4 protein-coding genes are annotated in these 2159 nt (G+C 67.3%); 2 read left to right on the top strand and 2 right to left on the bottom strand.

The annotated features are described in order from the left end of the window. On the top strand, positions 1 to 763 hold a 763-nt coding region (locus tag VXC91_RS44815), incomplete at its 5' end, for an ISAzo13-like element transposase-related protein (protein ID WP_408057632.1). A gap of 116 nt (positions 764 to 879) precedes the next feature. Beyond that, positions 880 to 1092: a hypothetical protein gene (locus VXC91_RS44810; protein ID WP_329513083.1), complete on the top strand. Its 213-nt coding sequence runs from the start codon at positions 880 to 882 to the stop codon at positions 1090 to 1092. A 23-nt stretch (positions 1093 to 1115) separates the two neighbouring features. Here VXC91_RS44810 and VXC91_RS44805 read toward each other — a convergent pair whose 3' ends face one another. Then, the gene (locus tag VXC91_RS44805; protein WP_329513082.1) at positions 1116 to 1331 is read right to left on the bottom strand and encodes a hypothetical protein; all 216 of its coding nucleotides are present in this window, start codon (positions 1329 to 1331) and stop codon (positions 1116 to 1118) included. Further along, on the bottom strand, positions 1286 to 1741 hold the full coding sequence (locus VXC91_RS44800) for a hypothetical protein (RefSeq protein ID WP_329513081.1): 456 nt from the start codon (positions 1739 to 1741) through the stop codon (positions 1286 to 1288). Before VXC91_RS44800 ends, VXC91_RS44805 begins: the two co-directional genes overlap by 46 nt. Positions 1742 to 2159: the final 418 nt, after the last annotated feature.

The following is a 2159-nucleotide window of genomic DNA, read 5'->3' as shown; positions in this document are numbered from 1 at the left end:
GACCTCCAGGCTTCTGGACGCACAATGGAACAAAGTAGAACACCGGCTGTTCTCCCGGATCACCCACAGCCTGCGCGGGCAACCGCTGACCAGCTACGAGGTGCTGTTGCAGACTATCTCGGCCACCCGCACCAGCACCGGACTGACCGTCCATGCCGCGCTGGACGAGAACGCGTACCCCACCGGCCGCGTGCTCACCCGGGCCGAGCGCAAGAACGTCGAGCGGCGGGTCGAGCGCGACGAGTTCCACGGCGAGTGGAACTACACCATTGCCCCGCGGGACCCCGACCAGCAGCTTCCGGAGGATCCACGGGACGAGTCGGGGCCTCCGATCCCGGCCGAGGTCACCTTCCTCCTCACCCACCCCGCGCTCACCGGCATGACCCGCGAACAGTTCGAACAGCTCGTGCTCCGGCTCGAACCGTGCCGGCAGGTCCTGGCCGAAGCCGAACGACAGAGCGCGGGCAGGGACGGCCGCGGCCGCAACCCCGGCTTCGGCATCCTCGATCACCGCCACCGGGTTCTGGCCGCCGTGCTCAGCAGCCGTAACACCGTCACCCTGACGCTTGCCGCCGAGCTGATGGGCCGCAAGCGCAACGTGCTGAGCTACCACGCCGGGAGGGCCAAGCCGATGCTGGCCTTCGCCGGGCCCGACCTCGCCACAGTCCTCCTCTTCCGCAGGACCCATCCTCCCCGCACGCTCGAGGCTCTGAAGCGCGTGATCGAGCAGCACGACAACGAGATCAAATCATGCAGTAGTTAAATTACGGCTCCGCAGTGGATTTATGGTGGTCATAAGGGACTTTCCTCGGTCACCGAGCCGAGCGGTCGTGTACGCCGCTTCACCTGGTGCCCTGCTTGCCCGTCTGCGGGGGCATCATGCGAGTCGAACTGATCCAACCCGCCGCCAACGTGCTCTTCGATGTGCCGGACGAGATGCACGAGGAGATCATCGCGCTCATCGACGCGGTCGCCCAGGACGCGGAGACCCGAGCCCCGGACCTGGCGGCAGCGTTCGGCGAGTGGAGCTGGCTCGTCTACACGGTCCACGGCGACGTGATCGAAGTACTGGACGTCGGCTGCGCACGGTGAGCCCCTGATCGGTCGCGTGACTGTCACCACCTATCGGGCCGGGACTCGTAGTGCAGGCTGTGGAAACGACCGTCCTTCTCGCGCCCTGCGGGGTCGCCGCCCAGCGCCCGTACCGCCTCGATCGCATACCGCTGCTCCCGCTCGTCGGTGAAGGGGCGCAGCGGATAGGTGCGGGAGACCTCGACGGTGGCGCTCAGACCGTGCGCGGCCAGTGCCGGGACGATCGGGTGGTACGACACGGTCCGCAGAACGAAGGCGCTGACCCACACCTGCCTTGGGCGCCGGCCATCAGTGCCGTGCATGTGCGGGCGGTGACATAGCTGCCGCCGCCTGTCAGCGTGACGAGGCCGACCTCGGCGAGCGCGCGCCTCAGACCGGGGCTGGGTGGGCCTTGTTCCAGGTCGTCGGTGATGGCGGCCTCCAGGAGCCCCACCTCGAGCGCGTAGTGCACGGCGGGTGCCGCGACGTCCAGGCCGAAGACAGGTACCGCGTCCGGTCGGCGTCGCTCGGCATATAACTCCTTGTCCTGTGCCGCGAGTTCCGCCGTCGACATGGTCTGGCGGTCGGGGGAGGAGTACCGCTCGTACATCTCCGCCAGCGTGACGTCTCGCGCGGCATTGATCCCGTACGAGCAGCACACGTCCAGCACCGCTGGCCTGCCGGGGTGGCCGTCGTCAAGCGCGGCCCGGTTGGTTGCTACCTGCCGGAAGACCGGCTGGGCATGATGCGGGATCTCGTATTCGAGCGGGGCCAGCCGCCGGAAGTCAGCGCGGGGTCCGGACGGTCGTAGATGTCATCGAACCGCGACTTGCCGCCCACCACACCCTCGATAACGCCAGGGCCGGATTCGGCCATTCCGTACTCCTCCTCCTGGAACATTGAGGCTGCGCCATCTTGAAGTGGCTGGTCAGCAGGGGTGGTGTGACCCCGTTTCGGGCTGCTCGTACTGGTCGCGGGCGGCAGTCTGGGGTGTAGATCGTCTGGCAGGGCGGTTTTGCCGATGAGTCCACCGTCCTCGAACGGTCTACCCAGCGACACGACCGTTCTCGACAGGAGTGCTATGTCCA

It is taken from the genome of Streptomyces chiangmaiensis (assembly GCF_036281785.1).
Lineage (GTDB): Bacteria > Actinomycetota > Actinomycetes > Streptomycetales > Streptomycetaceae > Streptomyces > Streptomyces chiangmaiensis.
Note: the sequence above shows the minus strand (reverse complement) of the source record. Positions and strands in the feature narration are given on the sequence as shown.

Bases quoted from the DNA above. Each gene is read 5' to 3' on its own strand.
- VXC91_RS44810 (WP_329513083.1), top strand. From the start codon at position 880: ATGCGAGTCGAACTGATCCAACCCGCCGCCAACGTGCTCTTCGATGTG.